We start from the raw sequence: 17,316 nt of genomic DNA, 5'->3' as shown, positions 1-17,316 counted from the left end.
CCAGCGTCTTTTCTGGTTCAACAGGTAATTCCTTATGTCCTTTATCGCGGAATACGGCTTCGTACTTCTCGTGCTCGCCTGTGCTTTCGGTTTCTTCATGGCCTGGGGCGTAGGCGCCAATGACGTGGCCAACGCCATGGGCACCTCGGTGGGTTCCCGGGCGCTGACGATCAAGCAAGCCATCATCGTCGCGATGATCTTCGAGTTCTGCGGTGCCTACCTGGCGGGCGGCGAGGTCACCGAGACCATCAAGAACGGCATCGTCGATGCGGAAGTCATATCGCCGGATCTGATGGTGCTGGGCATGATGTCGGCGCTATTGGCAGCCGGCACCTGGCTCTTGATCGCCACCATGAAAGGCTGGCCCGTTTCCACCACGCACTCGATTATCGGCGCGGTGATCGGCTTTGCCGCGGTGGGTGTGTCCACTGATGCCGTGCATTGGGACGCTATTGGCCCCATCGTGGCGAGCTGGGTGGTGACACCGTTGCTGTCCGGCATCGTCGCCTTTGGCCTGTTCATGAGCGTACAGAAACTGATCATCAATACCGATGATCCGTTTCTCAACGCCAAGCGCTTCGTGCCGCTGTACATGTTCCTGACCGGTTTCATGGTGGCGTTGATGACCGTTACCAAGGGCCTCAAGCATGTCGGCCTGACGCTGAGCGGCGGCCAGGGCATCCTTCTGGCGTTCGCTATCGGCGTGCTGGTGATGCTGGTGGGGATTGCGCTGCTGTCGCGGATCAAGCTTGATGTCGAAGCTGATCGGACCTTTCACTACGCCAGCGTGGAAAAGGTCTTCGCCGTTCTGATGATTTTTACCGCGTGCTCCATGGCTTTCGCCCATGGCGCCAACGACGTGGCCAACGCGGTAGGCCCGCTGGCGGCTGTGGTCGGCGTCATCCAATCGGGCGGTGCCGCGGAAATCGCTGCCAAGTCTGCGGTGCCGGGCTGGGTGCTGCTGCTGGGCGCCGTGGGCATCGTCATCGGTCTGGCCACCTACGGCTACAAGGTAATCGCCACGATCGGCAAGGAAATCACTGAGCTGACGCCAAGCCGCGGTTTCGCTGCCGAACTTGCGACCGCAACTACCGTTGTCGGTGCCTCCGCCATCGGCCTGCCGGTATCCACCACCCATACGCTGGTCGGCGCGGTCCTGGGCATCGGTATCGCACGGGGTATTGGAGCGCTGAACCTCGGTGTGGTCGGGTCGATCTTCATGTCCTGGTTGATCACGCTGCCGGCCGGGGCCTTCCTGTCGATCGTGTTCTTCACCATCCTCAAGGCGATCTTCGTCTGATCGGACGCGTTGCCGCTGCTTTTTCCCCTCGGGGGCGCGGCGGCAACGCGTTTCATGTTTCACTGGGCGCCTTCGTCTTTGTCTCCAAGGAGGTCGTCGGTGCCCATCCCCTCGCTCAAAGACCAGTTTGCCGCGCTGATTGCCGCGCCGTCGGTGAGCTGTACTCAAGCCCATTGGGACCAGACCAACCGCCCGGTCATTGACCTGCTTGCGGGCTGGCTGGGCGACCTTGGTTTCAGCTGTGAGGTGCAGGAAGTCACCCCTGGCAAGTTCAACCTGCTCGCCAGCTACGGCAGCGGGCCTGGCGGGCTGGTGTTGGCCGGGCACAGCGATACCGTGCCCTTCGATGCCGAATTGTGGACAGCCGAACCACTCCAACTGCGCGAAGCCGATGACCGCTGGTATGGCCTTGGCGTTTGCGACATGAAAGGCTTCTTCGCGCTGATCATCGAGGCGGTACTGCCACTGCTCGATCAGCCGTTCCGCCAGCCGCTGCTGATCCTGGCCACCTGCGATGAAGAAAGCTCAATGTCCGGCGCCCGCGCGCTGGCCGATGCCGGACGGCCGCTGGGGCGCGCCGCGGTGATTGGCGAGCCGACCGGGCTGCGGCCGGTGCGCCTGCACAAGGGCATCATGATGGAAGGCATCGAAATCCAAGGTCAGAGCGGGCATTCGTCCAATCCCGCTTATGGTCATAGCGCCCTGGAAGCCATGCATGACGTCATGAGCGAGCTGATGACGCTGCGCCGCGAATGGCAGGATCACTACAACAATCCGCTGTTCGACGTACCGCAGCCGACACTCAACCTCGGTTGCATCCACGGCGGTGACAACCCCAATCGCATCTGCGGCCAGTGCTCGCTGGAGTACGATCTGCGGCCGCTGCCGGGGATGGAGCCTGATCAGTTACGCGACGCAATTGCCGGGCGCCTGCGTCCAGTCGCTGACAAGCATCAGGTGAGGATCGACCTGGCGCCATTGTTCCCCAGCGTACCGGCCTTCGATCAGGGCGCTGATGGCGAGCTGGTTAAACTGGCCGAGCGGCTCACCGGACATGCCGCCCAGGCAGTGGCCTTCGCCACCGAAGCGCCTTATCTTCAGCAGCTTGGCTGCGAGACGCTGGTGCTAGGCCCGGGTGATATCGCCTGCGCCCATCAGCCGGATGAGTACCTGGATCTCGACAGGATCGAACCTACCGTGAAGTTGTTGCGTGGAATGATCGAACACTACTGCTTGCAACCAGGCCGAGGATAGGGGCAGGTCGGGCGATCTGATCGCGGCCTGCTCCCTGCATCCATACACGAACCGGCTTCCGGACTAGACAAGCTGTTATCTAAGGCTTCTGCAATGCACAACTACGTCACCTGGCTTCGCGATTCATCCCCTTACATCAACTCGCACCGTGACCGCACTTTCGTGGTCATGCTGCCCGGCGATGGCCTGGAACATCCCAACTTCGCCAACATTGTCCACGACCTGGTGCTGTTGCACAGCCTAGGCGTGCGCCTGGTGCTGGCGTTCGGCTCACGTCCGCAGATCGAGGCGCGACTGGCCGCTCGGGGCATTGAGCCGCGCTTTCACCGCGACTTGCGCATCACCGACTCGGCGACCCTTGAGTGCGTAATTGATGCCGTCGGGCATATGCGCATTGCGCTTGAAGCGCGTCTTTCAATGGATATGGCCGCCTCGCCGATGCAGGGCGCCCGGCTGCGCGTAGCCAGCGGCAATTTCATCACAGCGCGGCCGATCGGTGTTCACGATGGCGTCGATTACCAGCACACCGGCGAAGTGCGTCGCGTTGATCGCAAGGGCATCGGCCGGCTGCTGGATGAGCGCACCATCGTGCTGCTCTCGCCGCTGGGGTATTCCCCGACCGGTGAAATCTTCAACATCGCCTGCGAAGACATCGCTACCCGCGCCGCCATCGATTTGGAAGCCGACAAGCTGGTGCTGTACGGGTCCGAGCGCGGCCTGCGCGATGAAAGTGGCAAGCTGGTGCGCGAGCTGCGCCCGCCACAAATTCCGGCCTATGTCGAACGCCTCGTCGGCACCTATCAGGCCGAGCTGCTGGATGCCGCCGCGCAAGCCTGCAAGGGCGGTGTGCGCCGCAGCCACGTGATCAGCTATGCCGAGGACGGTTCGTTGCTCAATGAGCTGTTCACCCGCGACGGCGGCGATGGCACGCTGGTGACCCAGGAGCAGTTCGAGCAGCTGCGCGAGGCGACCATCGAGGACGTCGGCGGGTTGATTGATCTGATCACCCCGCTGGAAGAGCAGGGCATTCTGGTGCGGCGCTCGCGAGAGGTGCTCGAGCGCGAGGTGGAGCAGTTCAGCATCGTCGAGCGCGATGGGCTGATTATCGCCTGCGCGGCGCTCTACCCGATCGCCGATTCCAACTCGGGCGAGCTGGCTTGCCTGGCGGTCAATCCGGAATATCGCCATGGCGGACGCGGTGACGAGTTGCTCGAGCGTATCGAGGCGCGGGCGCGCAAGTTGGGCCTGAAAACCCTGTTCGTGCTCACCACACGCACGGCGCACTGGTTCCGCGAACGCGGTTTCGAGCCTAGCGGCGTCGAGCGTCTTCCGGCCGCACGGGCCTCGCTCTATAACTTCCAGCGCAATTCGAAGATCTTCGAAAAGGCGCTGTGATCGACGAGGCGGTCGTGCGCCGCCTCGATTTAGTCCGGCGTCGCGTAGGGGCTCGCTGAGCGAGCCTCGACCGCATCTGCGGAAAAGTGAATCGCGGGGTCTGGGATAAGTCCGTCGATCTGCAGAATCAGGCCGATCAGCAAGGCAATGGTGATTGCGGTGGTCAGGCTGCCCTTGCGAGCGGACACCAACAGGTCAAATAGCGACATGAATGTACCTCTCTTCTTCTTGTTCTTGAGGCTTCGGCGCGCTGCATCGGCGCGACGAAGACACACATTGGAACCCTGAGAAGAGGGGAAAAGTTCATATCTTCCAGCAGCGTCTCCCGCGGACCGCCGTAGCCTGCGGTCTAGAGCGGTCATGCTGCTTGATCAGTGGTGCTTATGGTGCGCTGAGGTTGGTCAGGCTGCGCTGATAGTCCTCGACGAAGCTGTCGAAGTCCTGAGTGTCCGCGGCTTCAACCTGCGCCTGCTGTGCCAGCGAGCTGCGTGCGGCTTCGTCGAACCAGGCCATGTCGGCATCTGACAGCGCTCGACTACGGAAATCGTCGGCGTGTTGACGGGTCTGCCGCAGCGCGAACTGGCTGAAGCTCTCGCCGTTGCGCTGCAGCTCGTCGAGCACGCGGGCCGAAGGTGTCAGGCTGCTGTCTGCAACCTTGGCCTGTTGCGCGGCGACGGCGCGAGCATGCTCATCACCACCGTGACTGCGGTCCAGCAGTTCGGCGACCTGGCCGATCTGCGCAATCAGCTCGTTCGCCCATGTCTGCAGGCTGACGCCTTCACCACAGCGACGCAGTTCAAGCCCGGGTTTGCGGCCTTCCTTGACCACGCTGAGGAAGTTATCGCTGCTGGCCCGGCATTCGCCTTCTACCAGGCAAGGGCTCTGCTGCAAGGTGCAGAACAGCAGGAAGGCATCAAGAAAACGCGCTTCGGTGACGTCGATGCCCAGCGGCAGGAAAGGATTGATGTCTAGGCAGCGCACCTCGATGTACTGGATGCCGCGCGCTCGCAGCGCATGCAGTGGGCGCTCGCCAGTATCGGTGACGCGCTTGGGGCGGATGTTCGAGTAGTACTCGTTCTCGATCTGCAAGACGTTAGTGTTGAGTTGTTGCCAGTTGCCCTCTGCGTCCTTGGTGCCCAGCGCCGCGTAGTCGGGGTAAGGCGTGGACACCGCCTTGTGCAGGCTGCTGGTATAACTCGGCAGATCGTCATAGCAGGGCGTCAAGCCGGCCTGGGCATTGCTCTGATAACCCAGATCGCTCATGCGCAGGCTGGTGGCGTAGGGCAGATACAGCGTGTCTTCGTCGAGCTGCTGGAGCTGGTGCGGGCGGCCACGCATGAAGCTGACGTCCAGCGCGGGCGAGGCGCCGAACAGGTACATCAGCAGCCAGCTGTAGCGGCGGAAGTTACGGATCAGTGCGATATAGCGCCAGGACTGGTAGTCCTGCTGCGAGCGGTCATCGCCCTCATCTGCTTGCAAAGCAGCCCACAGCGCCTCGGGCAGGGAGAAGTTGTAATGGATACCGGCGATGCACTGCATAGTCTTGCCGTAACGCAGCGCCAGGCCTTGGCGATAGACGTATTTCAGTCGCCCGATGTTCGAACTGCCGTACTCGGCGATGGGAATCTGCGGCTCGTCCGGCAGGTGACCGGGCATCGAGGGACTCCAGAGCAGCTCGTCGCCGAGCTTGCTGTAGGTGTAGCGATGGATCGCGTCCAGCTCGGTCAGCGTCTTTTGCGGATCGGTTTCGGTGCCGGTGATGAACTCCAGCAGCGCTTCTGAATAGTCCGTGGTGATCTTCGGATGAGTCAACGCCGAGCCCAGTGCTCGCGGATGCGGCGTCAGTGCCAGCTGGCCATCGGTGTCGACACGCAGGCATTCACGCTCGATCCCATGCAGGCATTGCGAGAGCAGCGACAGGTTGTGGTGCTCGGCCAGCAGCGCCAGGCGGTGGGAGAGAAGATCGCTCAATTGGGAATTCCTTCACGCGTCAGTCGGCACAATATGGGGGTGGATTGCACGCTCTACAAGAGGCCTTCAGCGTTGGACCATGCACCGCTCCAGGGCGTTTCCAGCGAACCGTGGGCGGCGGGTCCGATGACTCAGGTAACCGAGAAGGTCGCCTGCGCCTTGGCCACCAGCTTTTCACCCTGATGGACTTCGGCTTCGAGTACCTGAGTGCGCCGCCCGCCGTGCACCACCCAGGCGCGGCAGGTCAGTTCACCTTCGCTCACCGGGCGGATGTAATTGACCTTGCATTCCAGGGTGACGCTGTTAGGTTCGCCTCCGTTGAGGCTGTGGCTGGCCTGGCCCATGGCGGTGTCGATCAGCGAGAACAGCGCGCCGCCGTGCAGCTTGCCGTGCAGGTTGCGCAAGCCGTCGTGCATTGCCAGACGCAGCAGTGCCTCGCCATTGTCGGCCTTGATGATTTCCAGGCCCAACAGGCGCCCGAAGGCGCTGCTGCTGCCCACTGCCTCGACTTCGCGCACCTTATTTCCTCAGATTCTTCGCATTGGCGAACAACGCGGCCATGGCGTTATTGGCCGGTGCCGGCTTGGTTTCCGGCTTGGTCTCCGGCTTAGCCGTCTTGCGCTCGCCACGCGCCTGGCCGCCACGGTTGTTACCCCCGCCGCGCATGTTGTCCGCCTTTTCGCCAGGGGTATCGCTCATCCGCATGGACAGCCCGACGCGTTGGCGCGGGATGTCCACTTCCATGACCTTGACCTTGACGATGTCGCCGGCTTTGACCACTTCGTAGGGATCCTTGACGAACTTCTCCGACAGCGCGGAAATGTGCACCAGACCATCCTGATGCACGCCGATGTCGACGAAGGCACCGAAGTTGGTCACGTTGGTCACCACGCCTTCGAGCACCATGCCCGCGGTCAGGTCGCTGAGCTTCTCCACGCCGTCCTGGAACTCGGCAGTCTTGAACTCGGGGCGTGGGTCGCGGCCGGGTTTTTCCAGTTCCTGAAGGATGTCGCTGACGGTGACCAGGCCAAAGCTTTCGTCGGTGAACTGCTTCGGGTCGAGGCGCTTGAGAAAACTGGAGTCACCGATCAGCGAGCGGATGTCGCGGCCGGTATCGGTGGCGATGCGTTTGACCAACGGATAGGTTTCCGGATGCACGGCCGAAGCGTCCAGCGGGTTGCTGCCATTCATCACGCGGAGGAAGCCGGCGGCCTGCTCGAAGGTCTTGTCGCCCAGACGCGGCACCTTTTTCAGCTCGCTGCGGGCTTTGAACGCACCGTTGCTATCGCGGTAGGCGACGATATTCTGTGCCAGCGTGGTGTTCAGGCCGGAGATACGCGCGAGCAACGCCACCGAGGCGGTGTTGACGTCGACGCCGACGGCGTTCACGCAGTCTTCCACCACCGCATCCAGCGAGCGCGCCAGCTTGAGCTGGGAGACGTCGTGCTGGTACTGGCCCACGCCGATGGCTTTGGGCTCGATTTTCACCAGTTCGGCCAGTGGATCCTGCAGGCGGCGCGCGATGGATACGGCGCCGCGGATCGACACGTCCAGGTCCGGGAATTCCTTGGCGGCCAGTTCGGAGGCGGAATACACCGAAGCACCGGCTTCGGACACCATCACCTTGGTCAGCTTAAGGCCCGGCACCTGCTTGATTAGGTCGGCGGCCAGCCTGTCACTTTCACGGCTGGCAGTGCCGTTTCCGATGGCGATCAGATCCACGCTGTGCTTGGCGCAGAGTTTTGCCAGTACCGCCAGCGTGCCGTCCCAGTCGTTGCGCGGGGCGTGCGGGTAGACGGTAGCGGTATCCAGCAGCTTGCCGGTGGCATCGACCACGGCCACCTTGCAGCCGGTGCGCAGCCCGGGGTCGAGGCCCAGCGTGGCGCGCGGGCCGGCTGGCGCGGCCAGCAGTAGATCATGCATGTTGCGCGCGAACACGCCGATCGCGTCGTCTTCAGCCTTGTCGCGCAACTCACCGAGCAGATCGGTTTCCAGATGCGTGTAGAGCTTCACTTTCCAGGTCCAGCGCACCACTTCGGCCAGCCATTTGTCTGCTGCGCGGCCGCGGTTGGCGATGCCGAAGCGCTCAGCGATCATCACTTCGCCTGGGTGCATGGTGCCGGGCGCTTCGTCTCCCACCTTCAGGCTGACGCTAAGCACGCCTTCGTTGCGCCCGCGGAAAATCGCCAAGGCGCGGTGAGACGGCGCGCTCTTGAGCGGTTCGTCGTGTTCGAAATAGTCGCTGAACTTGGCGCCTTCGTTCTCTTTACCGGCCACCACGCGCGCGCTCAAGGTAGCGTTGTGGGTCAGGAGGTCGCGCAGCTTGGCCAGCAAGTTGGCGTCCTCGGCGAAGCGCTCCATCAGGATGTACTTGGCGCCTTCGAGCACCGCTTTGACGTCGGCAAAGCCTTTTTCGGCATCGACAAAGCGTGCGGCCTCGGTTTCGGGGTTCAGCTCGGGATCGGCGAAGATCGCATCGGCCAGCTCGCCCAGCCCGGCTTCCAGGGCGATCTGGCCTTTGGTGCGGCGCTTCTGCTTATAAGGCAGATAAAGGTCTTCGAGACGAGTTTTGGTGTCGGCCAGGTCGATCTCGCGCTTCAGCTCAGGCGTGAGCTTGCCCTGCTCCTCGATACTGGCGAGGATCGAGGCACGGCGATCATCCAGCTCGCGCAAATAGCGCAGACGTTCTTCCAGCAGACGCAGCTGGGTGTCATCCAGGCTGCCGGTGACTTCCTTGCGGTAACGGGCAATGAAGGGAACGGTGGAGCCTTCATCGAGCAGCGCCACGGTGGCGGCAACCTGTTGCGGGCGCACGCCCAGTTCTGCAGCGATGCGGGAGTTGATGCTGTCCATGAACCTACCTGGGTCAGTCAAACCATGCAGGCCGTGCCTGCGCGAAAGGGCGCGATTATAAGGGCAGCAGAGCATTTGAGGCCGCAAGCCGGACGAAAAACCCGAGCCAGGCGCACCGACTCATTCTTTCGGCCCTCGGCCAGGCACCGCAAAATCTGCTAACAATGGCTGTCAGTTGCGTTTACTTCACTGCGCGCATAATGCGCCGTCGATCATTCCGGGAGTTCTCATGAGCAGCACCGCACCTGCCAACGAAGGCGAAAAGATCCTGATTGTTGACGATGACGCCCGTCTGCGGCGCTTGCTCGAGCGCTTTCTCGATGAGCAGGGTTACCGGGTCCGGACGGTGGAAAGTGCCGAGCAGATGGACCGTCTGCTCAGCCGCGAGCTGTTTCATCTCGTAGTGCTGGACCTGATGATGCCGGGCGAGGACGGCCTGTCGGCCTGTAACCGGCTGCGCACCGGAGGCAATCAGATTCCGATCATCATGCTCACTGCCAAGGGCGACGAGGCCAGTCGGATTCAGGGACTGGAGCAGGGCGCCGACGATTATCTGGCCAAGCCCTTCAACCCGCGCGAGCTACTGGCACGAATCCGCGCCGTACTGCGCCGTCAGGCGCCCCAGGTCCCGGGTGCGCCGGGCAGCGAAGACGAAACCGTCACCTTTGGCGACTACGAATTGTTTCTCGGCACCCGTGAGCTGAAGAAGGGCGATCAGGTGCATATGCTCACCACCGGTGAATTCGCCGTGCTCAAGGCGCTGGTACAGCACGCTCGCGAGCCGCTAACCCGAGACAAGTTGATGAACCTGGCCCGTGGCCGTGAGTGGGATGCGCTGGAGCGCTCCATCGATGTGCAGATTTCCCGCTTGCGCCGGCTCATCGAGCCGGATCCGTCCAAGCCGCGCTATATCCAGACCGTCTGGGGCGTCGGCTACGTGTTCGTGCCTGATGGCAACAAATAGGAGCCGGTTCATGCTCCCTGCGAACCCGATAGGGATGCAGTGCTTTTCTCAGGCTGCATAATTGGATCGCTTACGGATCACGAAGTGAGCCATCAGCCTCGTAGGGTGGGCTTTAGCCCACCACCCTTGTTCGACTCGGTTGGCTAAAGCGGAGCAGCTTCCGACCCAGTCTTCACTGTGAAATCCCACATCGCTGGCCTCTTGGTTCAGCCTCCCGCGGTCAAAATCGGCTTGTTTATGAAAACCCCGCTCTGGTTCCCGCAAAGCTTCTTCGCTCGCACCCTGTGGATGGTGCTGATCGTGGTCCTGTTCTCCAAGGTATTGATGCTCGTGTACCTGATGATGAACGAGGACGTCATGGTCGATCGCCAATACAGCCATGGTGCGGCGCTGACCTTGCGTGCCTACTGGGCAGCTGACGAGGAAAACCGCGAACGCATCGCAGAGGCGGCCGGCTTGCAGCGGGTTACGATGGACGATGTGCCGCCCAGTGAATATCACTGGCCTTACACGGAAATCTTCCAGCGGCAGATGCAGGCCGAACTCGGTGTCGAAACCGATGTGCGGGTGCGTATTCAGCCTGACACAGCCATCTGGGTCCGCGCGCCTAGCCTAGGGCCGGACTGGTTGCGAGTGCCGTTGTACGCATACCCGTTGCGCGGTCAGCGGATCTGGAGCGTGCTCGGCTGGTTCCTCGGCATTGGGCTGCTGTCCACGGCCGCCGCGTGGATCTTTGTCAGCCAGCTCAACCTGCCGCTCAAACGCTTGGTCTATGCGGCCCGGCAGATCGGCAAGGGGCGTAGCGTGCGGTTGCCCATCAGCGACACGCCGAGCGAGATGACCGAGGTTTATCGCGCGTTCAACCAGATGGCAGAGGACGTAGAACAGGCTGGCCGCGAGCGGGAGCTGATGCTCGCTGGCGTATCGCACGACTTGCGCACGCCGCTGACGCGCTTGCGGTTGTCCCTCGAACTGATGTCCAGCGACGCCGAGCTGACCGAGGACATGGTTCGCGATATCGAGGACATGAACGCGATTCTCGACCAGTTCCTCGCCTTCGTTCGCGATGGCAGCGACGAGCCGGTGGAAAGCGTCGACCTGGGCGAGCTGGTGCGTGAAGTCGTGGCGCCCTACAACCAGTACGGAGAAACCGTTCGCCTCTGTGTCGAGCCGATGCCGCAATTGGCGTTACGACGAGTTTCGATCAAACGGTTGCTAGTGAATCTGATCGAAAATGCGCTGCGTTATGGCGGCCATGGTGTCGAAGTGGCCGCCCATGTTTCGGGCGACAGCAACGCACCCTATGTCGTCCTCAGCGTGCTTGACCGGGGCACGGGCATCGATCCGCGGGAGCTCGGCGAAATATTCAATCCGTTCATCCGCGGCGACAAGGCACGTGGCGGGCAGGGCGCCGGGCTGGGGCTGGCGATCGTCAAGCGGATCGCTTCGCAACATGGCGGTGTGATCGAGTTACGCAACCGCGAAGGCGGAGGGCTCGAGGCGCGGGTGAGCCTGCCGTTGGGGTTGTTGCTGCCGAGGGATGCGGTGAAGCAGTAGGTAGCCGTAGGCTTCGGTTCCCTACTGTCGAGTCGGTTCTTGCTGGCCGCGTAAGTCTCTCGATTACGGAATCCGTGGAAGCTGCGATTCCCGGTTTCCAGTGCTCGCTTAGCCCTTTCCCTTCGTCCTCGTCAGATGCGGGCCGGCGTTCTTTTCCAGGTACTGGATGATCAGCCCGGCGACATCCTTGCCAGTGGTTTCCTCGATCCCGGCCAGACCTGGAGATGAGTTCACCTCCATCACCAGCGGGCCATGGTTGGAGCGCAGGATATCGACGCCCGCCACGCTGAGGCCCATCACCTTGGCCGCGCGGATGGCGGTCATGCGTTCTTCCGGGGTGATCTTAATCAGGCTGGCGGTGCCGCCACGGTGCAGGTTGGAGCGGAATTCGCCCGGCTTGGCCTGGCGCTTCATCGCGGCGATGACCTTGTCGCCGACCACGAAGCAGCGGATGTCCGCGCCGCCGGCTTCCTTGATGTACTCCTGCACCATGATGTCCTGCTTGAGGCCCATGAAGGCCTCGATCACCGATTCGGCGGCGGTGGCGGTTTCGCACATGACCACACCGATGCCCTGGGTGCCTTCGAGCACCTTGATCACCAGCGGCGCGCCGTTGACCATCTGGATCAGGTCGGCAATATCGTCTGGCGAGTGGGCAAAACCGGTCACCGGCAGGCCGATGCCTCGGCGCGACAGCAGTTGCAGCGAGCGCAGCTTGTCTCGCGAGCGGGCAATGGCTACCGATTCATTCAGCGGAAACACCCCCTGCATCTCGAACTGGCGCAGCACGGCGCAGCCATAAAAGGTGACCGAGGCGCCGATCCGCGGGATCACCGCATCGAAGCCTTCCAGCGGGCGGCCGCGATAATGGATCTGCGGCTTATGGCTGGCGATGTTCATGTACGCGCGCAGGGTGTCGATGACGACCACCTCATGGCCACGTTGCTGGCCGGCCTCTACCAGACGGCGGGTCGAATACAGGCGTGGGTTGCGCGACAGCACGGCGATTTTCATGGGGCACCGGAAAGAGTGAGAGTCTGGGGTTTTTCCTGCACGTAGGTGCGGGCAGGGTCGACCAGCCATTTGCCGTCCATCAGGGCTTTTGACCCCAGCAGCAAGCGATAGCGCATGGTCTTGCGACAGGTAAGGGTGAATTCGACGGGCCACAGGTGGTCGCCCAGCGCCAACAATGTGCGTACCACGTAGCGGGTCTGGACGTGTCCGTTGGAGCTCTTGATGATCTTGCGCGCCACCAGCGGCGCTTCGCAGCGGTGACGACTCTGCACCAGCGTCCCCAGATGGGCGGTGAAGCGCACCCAGCGCTCACCATTGCGCTTGAATTCGCTGATATCGGTGGCATGTAAGGCGGAGGTGCTGGCGCCGGTGTCGATCTTTGCGCGCAGGCCGACCACGCCGAGTTCGGGGAGGGCGATCCACTCGCGCAAGCCGAGGATTGTCTGGGGGTCGGGGTTGTTCAAAAAGACGTATCCAGTAGATTTCCGCGCATTCTAGACGGGGTGCATGACAACCGCATCTACCTGTACGAACCTATGACAACGAGACGTTAGGCAGAGTTGAACGATGACTGAAAAAGACGACGGCAAAGTCCGTCTGGACAAGTGGCTATGGGCGGCGCGCTTCTTCAAGACGCGGGCCCTGGCCAAAGCCGCCATCGAGGGTGGCAAGGTGCACTGCAAGGGCGAGCGTTGCAAGCCGAGCAAGGAACCCAAACTCGGTGAGGAGCTGGTGATTCGCGCCGGTTTTGATGAGCGTACCGTGGTGGTCCGCGCCTTGTCGGCGGTGCGCAAAGGTGCGCCGGAAGCACAGCTGCTTTACGAGGAGACCGCCGAAAGTCTGACCCGCCGGGAAAACGCTGCGGCCATGCGCAAGGCCGGCGCCTTGGGTGTCGAGACCGACGGCAAGCCGAGCAAGAAACAGCGTCGCGCCTTGCAGCGATTTCGTTCGGACGCCGGTTGATGACCGCGGGTTGGACGGTCGCCACTTTCACCCTAGAATGCGGTCCCTTCTCTAGGCGCCGGTCAGGCTTTGCGGTTCCGCTGAGTCTGTCTTGATCGCCAACCCGATTGCCCTCTGCTCTGGTCATGCCCATGCTCGATTCCGATTACACCCAACGCTTTCTCTTCGATGACACCGACGTGCGTGGCGAATGGGTCGGGCTGGAGCGCAGCTATGCCGAGGTGCTGGCTAAGCATGCGTATCCGGAGCCCGTCGCCCAACTGCTCGGTGAGCTGCTGGCGGCAGCGGCGTTGCTGGTCGGCACCTTGAAGTTCGACGGCCTGATGGTCTTGCAGGCGCGCTCGGCCGGCGCGGTACCGCTGCTGATGGTCGAATGTTCGAGTGATCGCGAAGTGCGTGGCATTGCCCGTTATGACGAAGCACAGCTGACGGCCGGCGCGACCTTGTCCGAGCTGATGCCCGATGGCGTGCTGGCCATGACCATCGACCCGGCCAACGGCCAGCGTTATCAGGGCATCGTTGCCCTGGACGGGGCGACTCTGGCAGAAAGTCTGTCGAGCTATTTCGCCTCCTCCGAGCAACTGCCGACGCGCTTCTGGCTAGCCGCTGATGGCCGCCGTGCTTGCGGGATGTTGTTGCAGCAGCTGCCAGCTGATCGCATCCGTGACGGCGAAGAGCGCGAAGCCAGCTGGCAACACCTGCGCACCCTGGCCGATACCCTGTCGACCGAAGAGTTGCTGGGGCTCGATACCCAGACCATCCTGCATCGTCTTTATCATGAAGAGCAGGTTCGGCTGTTCGACCCACGGCCGATCGTGTTCCGTTGCAGCTGCTCGCGTGAACGCTCGGCCAATGCAGTCGTCAGTCTCGGCCAGCACGACGCCGAACTGCTGCTGACGGAGCAGGGCGGGGCCATCACCATCGATTGCCAATTCTGCAATCATAGCTACCGCTTCGACGCGGCCGACATCGCCCAGCTTTTTGCCGGTGCGGGAACGGAAGGTCCATCCGGCACGCGGCATTGAAGGCTTTCCGGGCCTAGGAACCTTTTCGCCATCACGCCCTCATACCCAGCGCAGCGTCATTTCTGTCATAATCGCGCGCACTTTTTTTCGGTGTAGTCCACTACTCTGTGGGCTTCAAAGCATGGAGGAATCGGCCCAGGGCCGACGGGAAACTCATGACGCAAGCCACTAACGCCGTATACATCGACATCAGCACCGCTCAACTGGTCGAAGAAGCCATCAAGCGCGGTGAAGGTGAATTGGCCGCCACTGGCGCGCTCGTCGTGAAAACCGGCCACCGGACCGGTCGTTCGCCAGCTGACCGCTATATAGTCGAGGAGCCCAGCACCCGGGCCTCCATTGCCTGGGGGCCGATCAACCGTCCGTTCCCGGCCGACAAGTTCGACGCGCTGTGGGATCGCGTCGAGGCGTTCAACCGCGACCAGGACTTCTTCGTTTCTCACGTGCATGTTGGCTCCGCCGAGGATCACTACCTGCCGGTCAAGATGACCACCGCCACCGCTTGGCAGAACCTGTTCGGTCGCCAACTGTTCATCAACCCGGAAACCTACAACCCGGCCGGCAAGGAGGAGTGGAAGGTACTCAACGTGGCGAACTTCGAGTGCGTGCCCGAACGTGACGGCACCAATTCCGATGGCTGCGTAATCATCAACTTCGCTGCCAAGAAAGTGCTGATCGCCGGCATGCGCTACGCCGGTGAGATGAAGAAGGCCATGTTCTCGGTGCAGAACTTCCTGCTGCCGGAAAAAGACGTACTGCCGATGCACTGCGCCGCCAACATTGGCGACGATGGCGACGTGACGCTGTTCTTCGGTCTCTCCGGCACTGGCAAGACCACCTTGTCGGCAGACGAATCGCGTCATCTGATCGGCGACGACGAGCACGGCTGGGGCACCGGCGTGGTGTTCAATATCGAAGGCGGTTGCTACGCCAAGTGCATCGACCTGTCCGAGAAGAACGAGCCGGTCATCTGGAAAGCCATTCAGTTCGGCACCGTGCTGGAAAACGTCGTACTGAACGGCGAGCGCGCCGCCGACTACACCGATGACAGCCTGACCCAGAACAGCCGCGCCGCCTACCCGCTGGAATACGTCGAGAAGCGTTCCGAGAAGAACCTTGGCGGCGAGCCGAACGCGGTGATCTTCCTGACTTGCGACCTGACCGGTGTTCTGCCTCCGGTTTCGATCCTTAACGAAGAGCAGGCGGCTTACCACTTCCTCTCCGGCTACACCGCACTGGTGGGTTCCACCGAAATGGGTTCGGGCAGCGGCATCAAGTCGACCTTCTCCACCTGCTTCGGCGCGCCGTTCTTCCCACGGCCGGCCGGCGTCTATGCCGAGCTGCTGATCAAGCGCATCCAGGCGTTCGGTTCCAAGGTCTATCTGGTCAACACCGGCTGGACCGGTGGTGGCTACGGCGTCGGCAAGCGTTTCAACATTCCAACCACTCGTGCCGTGATCGCTGCGATCCAGAGCGGTGCGTTGGTCGGTGCCGAAACCGAGCATCTGCCGATCATCAACCTCGACGTGCCGAAGGCCGTCGCTGGTGTCGACACCCAGCTGCTTAACCCACGCAACACTTGGTCCGATGCCAATGCCTACGACGAGGCCGCGAAGGAGCTGGCGAACAAGTTCGTCGAGAACTTCAAGAAGTTCGACGTCTCTGACGCCATCAAGGCCGCTGGCCCGCAGCTCTAAGCTGTAGCGCTAAGCCATGGAAAAAGCCGCCTTAGGGCGGCTTTTTCGTGGGCGTCTTTCTGCCAGTTCGGTATGGCCGATGGGCGTCAGTCGCCCTTGACGCGTTGGCTGCGAACGCGGCGGTCCCTAACCGCGAGGCATTACCCGAACCCTTCATCGGTTCGGTTGATAACTTCCATCAACCAACATGGATGGATTCGATGCATGTTGGCGCATAGCATAACGGCCACGTTTAAACCCTATTGGAGCCACATCATGCAGATCGAAGAAGCCATCCAGACCCGCCGCGCCGTCAAGGCCTATGACGCCAGCTTTGAGCTCAGCCGTGAAGAAAAGGACGAGCTGCTGCAACTGGCACTCCTAGCCCCGTCCGCCTTCAACCTGCAGCACGTGCGCTTCGTTGAGGTGAGTGATCCGCAACTGCGCGCGCAGATTCGCGAGGTGGGCTGGAACCAGGCGCAGATGACCGATGCCTCGATGCTGGTGGTGGTCTGCGCTCAGGTCGATAGCTGGGAAAAGAATGTCCGTCGCGTCTGGGACGGTGCTCCGGCCGAAGTGCAGGACTACATGGCAGGCGCCATCGACAACTACTACCGCGACAAGCCCCAAGTACAGCGTGACGAAGCCATGCGCAGCTGCGGCCTGATGGCCCAAACCCTGATGCTTGCTGCACGTGGAAAAGGCCTGGATTCCTGTCCGATGGATGGCTTCGACTTCGACGCCGTGGCTAAGCTGATCAACCTGCCGGCCAACCATGTGATCGCGATGATGGTCGCGGTGGGCAAGCGGGCTGCCGATCCTAAGCCACGTGTTGGCAAGCTGCCGCTTGAGGAAGTGGTCATCCGCAATCGTTTCTGATCGTCTCGGACAAGCTTACGTCTGATGCGAAGCGCGCCGATCGGCCTGAAGGCGGATCGGCGTCTGCCAGTTCGGAACTGTAGCTGGTCAGTTCTGGTTCTTGCAGCTGTCGGCAAGCGTTCGGTAGGCGAGCCTACGGACTTCTCCGGCAGAATCCCGATAAGTCATGACGGCATCTGTCACCTCGCAACAGGGTGTCGGCTCGATCTTGATGGAAAGCACCGAGGCAATATCGAGTCGGGAGCCGTAGGTGTAAGGTTCGGGTTCGCCGCTGTCGGCATGGGCAAGCGAGGCGGCCGAGAGGAGTAGGGCAGCAGTAGCAAGGGTAACGCGCATGGCAGGAGATCCTGTATCTGGTTCGTAGGTCCGTTCCTGTTCGCGGGCGGGATCACCTGATCCGGCGGCGCTTATGCTTGTTTTTCAGGAGCCCGGCCATCGTAAATTTGCTAGCTTGCTAACGATAAT

General features: G+C 61.9%; 16 protein-coding genes. 9 read left to right on the top strand and 7 right to left on the bottom strand.

Annotation, left to right across the window (positions count from 1 at the left end):
* The first annotated feature begins 34 nt into the window (after positions 1-34).
* The 3 genes from ACQKIK_RS10185 to argA all read left to right on the top strand — a co-directional run bounded on the left by ACQKIK_RS10185 (position 35) and on the right by argA (position 3,949).
* A complete protein-coding gene (locus tag ACQKIK_RS10185) occupies positions 35-1,300 on the top strand; it encodes an inorganic phosphate transporter (protein ID WP_046163379.1) in 1,266 nt (421 codons plus the stop codon).
* Positions 1,301-1,399: 99 nt separating this feature from the next.
* A complete protein-coding gene (gene argE / locus ACQKIK_RS10180; RefSeq protein WP_127840460.1) occupies positions 1,400-2,554 on the top strand; it encodes an acetylornithine deacetylase in 1,155 nt (384 codons plus the stop codon).
* Between the two features lie 93 nt (positions 2,555-2,647).
* A complete protein-coding gene (argA, locus tag ACQKIK_RS10175) occupies positions 2,648-3,949 on the top strand; it encodes an amino-acid N-acetyltransferase (protein ID WP_127840459.1) in 1,302 nt (433 codons plus the stop codon).
* 29 nt (positions 3,950-3,978) lie between these two features.
* On the opposite strand, the gene ACQKIK_RS10170 is transcribed toward argA, so the two are convergent.
* The 4 genes from ACQKIK_RS10170 to ACQKIK_RS10155 form a co-directional block, all read right to left on the bottom strand.
* Positions 3,979-4,158 carry a hypothetical protein gene (locus ACQKIK_RS10170; RefSeq protein WP_045423332.1) on the bottom strand — a complete coding sequence of 60 codons (180 nt, stop codon included), beginning with the start codon at positions 4,156-4,158 and terminating at the stop codon, positions 3,979-3,981.
* 172 nt (positions 4,159-4,330) lie between these two features.
* Entirely contained in the window at positions 4,331-5,920 is a 1,590-nt protein-coding gene (gshA, locus tag ACQKIK_RS10165; protein WP_127840458.1) for a glutamate--cysteine ligase, read from the bottom strand.
* A 131-nt stretch (positions 5,921-6,051) separates the two neighbouring features.
* Complete coding sequence (locus ACQKIK_RS10160) at positions 6,052-6,438, bottom strand: PaaI family thioesterase (RefSeq protein ID WP_127840457.1); 387 nt, start codon at positions 6,436-6,438, stop codon at positions 6,052-6,054.
* 1 nt (position 6,439) lies between these two features.
* Positions 6,440-8,773, bottom strand: coding sequence for a Tex family protein (locus ACQKIK_RS10155; RefSeq protein ID WP_499135804.1), 2,334 nt, complete (start codon positions 8,771-8,773; stop codon positions 6,440-6,442).
* Positions 8,774-9,002: 229 nt separating this feature from the next.
* On the opposite strand from ACQKIK_RS10155, the gene ompR reads away from it, so the two are divergent.
* Both ompR and ACQKIK_RS10145 read left to right on the top strand, forming a co-directional pair.
* Entirely contained in the window at positions 9,003-9,737 is a 735-nt protein-coding gene (gene ompR / locus ACQKIK_RS10150; protein ID WP_064480944.1) for an osmolarity response regulator transcription factor OmpR, read from the top strand.
* A 237-nt stretch (positions 9,738-9,974) separates the two neighbouring features.
* A complete protein-coding gene (locus tag ACQKIK_RS10145) occupies positions 9,975-11,294 on the top strand; it encodes an ATP-binding protein (protein WP_045431486.1) in 1,320 nt (439 codons plus the stop codon).
* Between the two features lie 108 nt (positions 11,295-11,402).
* Here the strand turns inward: ACQKIK_RS10145 and rimK are convergent, their stop codons facing one another.
* Positions 11,403-12,308 carry a 30S ribosomal protein S6--L-glutamate ligase gene (gene rimK, locus ACQKIK_RS10140; RefSeq protein WP_019340871.1) on the bottom strand — a complete coding sequence of 302 codons (906 nt, stop codon included), beginning with the start codon at positions 12,306-12,308 and terminating at the stop codon, positions 11,403-11,405.
* Positions 12,305-12,772, bottom strand: a complete 468-nt coding sequence (gene rimB, locus ACQKIK_RS10135; protein ID WP_499135803.1) for a retropepsin-like aspartic endopeptidase RimB — start codon at positions 12,770-12,772, stop codon at positions 12,305-12,307. The genes rimK and rimB overlap by 4 nt, the downstream gene beginning before the upstream one ends.
* Positions 12,773-12,875: 103 nt before the next feature.
* On the opposite strand from rimB, the gene ACQKIK_RS10130 reads away from it, so the two are divergent.
* From ACQKIK_RS10130 to ACQKIK_RS10115, 4 genes are all read left to right on the top strand, one after another.
* Positions 12,876-13,271 carry an RNA-binding S4 domain-containing protein gene (locus ACQKIK_RS10130; protein WP_499135802.1) on the top strand — a complete coding sequence of 132 codons (396 nt, stop codon included), beginning with the start codon at positions 12,876-12,878 and terminating at the stop codon, positions 13,269-13,271.
* 131 nt (positions 13,272-13,402) lie between these two features.
* The gene (gene hslO / locus ACQKIK_RS10125) at positions 13,403-14,296 is read left to right on the top strand and encodes an Hsp33 family molecular chaperone HslO (RefSeq protein WP_499135801.1); all 894 of its coding nucleotides are present in this window, start codon (positions 13,403-13,405) and stop codon (positions 14,294-14,296) included.
* A gap of 155 nt (positions 14,297-14,451) precedes the next feature.
* Positions 14,452-15,993 (top strand): phosphoenolpyruvate carboxykinase, encoded by a 1,542-nt coding sequence (locus ACQKIK_RS10120; protein WP_045423348.1) that lies wholly within the window; start codon positions 14,452-14,454, stop codon positions 15,991-15,993.
* 255 nt (positions 15,994-16,248) lie between these two features.
* Positions 16,249-16,851, top strand: a complete 603-nt coding sequence (locus ACQKIK_RS10115) for a nitroreductase family protein (protein WP_499135800.1) — start codon at positions 16,249-16,251, stop codon at positions 16,849-16,851.
* A gap of 87 nt (positions 16,852-16,938) precedes the next feature.
* Here ACQKIK_RS10115 and ACQKIK_RS10110 read toward each other — a convergent pair whose 3' ends face one another.
* The gene (locus tag ACQKIK_RS10110) at positions 16,939-17,187 is read right to left on the bottom strand and encodes a DUF2790 domain-containing protein (protein WP_499135799.1); all 249 of its coding nucleotides are present in this window, start codon (positions 17,185-17,187) and stop codon (positions 16,939-16,941) included.
* Between the last annotated feature and the right edge of the window lie 129 nt (positions 17,188-17,316).

The sequence above is a fragment of the Pseudomonas sp. NPDC047961 genome (assembly GCF_050272435.1).
Lineage (GTDB): Bacteria > Pseudomonadota > Gammaproteobacteria > Pseudomonadales > Pseudomonadaceae > Stutzerimonas.
Note: the sequence above shows the minus strand (reverse complement) of the source record. Positions and strands in the feature narration are given on the sequence as shown.

Coding starts and splice junctions, on each gene's coding strand:
- ACQKIK_RS10185 (WP_046163379.1), top strand. CDS start 35: ATGTCCTTTATCGCGGAATACGGCTTCGTACTTCTCGTGCTCGCCTGT.
- argA (WP_127840459.1), top strand. CDS start 2,648: ATGCACAACTACGTCACCTGGCTTCGCGATTCATCCCCTTACATCAAC.
- ACQKIK_RS10170 (WP_045423332.1), bottom strand. CDS start 4,158: ATGTCGCTATTTGACCTGTTGGTGTCCGCTCGCAAGGGCAGCCTGACC.
- ACQKIK_RS10155 (WP_499135804.1), bottom strand. CDS start 8,773: ATGGACAGCATCAACTCCCGCATCGCTGCAGAACTGGGCGTGCGCCCG.
- ompR (WP_064480944.1), top strand. CDS start 9,003: ATGAGCAGCACCGCACCTGCCAACGAAGGCGAAAAGATCCTGATTGTT.
- ACQKIK_RS10145 (WP_045431486.1), top strand. CDS start 9,975: ATGAAAACCCCGCTCTGGTTCCCGCAAAGCTTCTTCGCTCGCACCCTG.
- rimK (WP_019340871.1), bottom strand. CDS start 12,308: ATGAAAATCGCCGTGCTGTCGCGCAACCCACGCCTGTATTCGACCCGC.
- ACQKIK_RS10130 (WP_499135802.1), top strand. CDS start 12,876: ATGACTGAAAAAGACGACGGCAAAGTCCGTCTGGACAAGTGGCTATGG.
- hslO (WP_499135801.1), top strand. CDS start 13,403: ATGCTCGATTCCGATTACACCCAACGCTTTCTCTTCGATGACACCGAC.
- ACQKIK_RS10120 (WP_045423348.1), top strand. CDS start 14,452: ATGACGCAAGCCACTAACGCCGTATACATCGACATCAGCACCGCTCAA.
- ACQKIK_RS10115 (WP_499135800.1), top strand. CDS start 16,249: ATGCAGATCGAAGAAGCCATCCAGACCCGCCGCGCCGTCAAGGCCTAT.
- ACQKIK_RS10110 (WP_499135799.1), bottom strand. CDS start 17,187: ATGCGCGTTACCCTTGCTACTGCTGCCCTACTCCTCTCGGCCGCCTCG.